Origin of the sequence: Candidatus Phytoplasma phoenicium, assembly GCF_001189415.1 — a bacterium.
In the GTDB taxonomy this organism is placed as follows: Bacteria; Bacillota_I; Bacilli_A; order Acholeplasmatales; family Acholeplasmataceae; genus Phytoplasma; species Phytoplasma phoenicium.
The window spans coordinates 1-1,191 of sequence record NZ_JPSQ01000078.1 but is presented as its reverse complement, the minus strand read 5'-3'; the positions used below and the strand labels follow the sequence as shown (position 1 = coordinate 1,191).

Annotated in this window: 1 protein-coding gene; it reads left to right on the top strand. The window is 30.6% G+C overall.

The features are described 5' to 3' along the window. Nucleotides 1-1,191: citrate lyase subunit alpha (gene citF / locus AlmWB_RS01720; protein WP_050337439.1), on the top strand; the 1,191-nt coding region annotated here is incomplete at both ends.

Here is a 1,191-nt window from a genome sequence, read left to right as displayed (position 1 = left end):
AAATTATAATTATTCTAGTTATGATACTGAAAAAACCAATACTTCTAAGAGAATTTGTCCTCAATCTAAAAATTTACCTAATGAAGGAAAAAGAAATTCCAAAATATCAATTTCTTTAGAAGAAGCTATTATTCAAACAGGATTAAAAGATGGAATGACGATCTCTTTTCATCATCATTTTCGCCATGGCGATCAAACTGTAGAACAAATTTTGAAAATTATTGATAAATTAAAAATTAAAAATTTAACTGTTTCTGCTTCTTCTTTTACAAATGCTCATGATTGCCTTATAGATTATATTAACAAAGGAGTCATAACAGGGTTAGAAGGTTCTGGGTTAAGAGGAAAATTAGGCGATGCTATTTCAGAAGGTATTTTAACTAAACCAGTTATCCTTCGTTCACATGGTGGAAGAGCACGAGCGATTGAAAGTGGAGAAACTTATATTAATGTAGCTTTTTTAGCTGTAGCATCTAGTGATGAAATGGGTAATGCTAATGGTTATATAGGTTTGTCTTGTGTAGGATCTTTAGGTTATGCGTTAGTTGATGCTCAATATGCAGAAAAAGTTGTACTTATTACTGATAATATAGTTCTTTATCCTAATAGCCCTATTTCTATTCCACAAATAAAAGTTGATTATGTCGTTAAAGTTGATAAAATAGGCGATGCTTTAAAAATTGCTTCAGGGGAAATCCGACCTTTTTTTCAATATAAAGAAATAAAAATCGCACAAAATATTATTAAAATCATCAAAAACACCCCTTATTTTAAAAATGGTTTTTCTTTCCAAACAGGAACTGGTGGCGCTAGCCAAGCTTCTTTATTAATGTTAAAAGAACAAATGTTAAAACAAAATATTAAAGCTTCTTTTTTTCTGGGTGGTATTATTGGAGCTCAAACAGAACTTTTGAAAGAAGGTTTAGTTCAAAAATTATTAGACGTTCAATCTTTTGATTTAGCTGCTATTGAATCTATAAAACAAAACATTAATCATTTAGAAATTTCGGCTTCTTTTTATGCTAATGCACATACCAAAGATTGTGCAACAAATAAACTAGATTACGGGGTACTTAGTGCTTTAGAAGTAGATATTAATTTTAACAGTAATGTTTTGACAGGTGCAAATGGATATATTCGCGGCGCAATAGGTGGACACCCTGATGTAGCTTACGGAAGTGAAGTTACTAT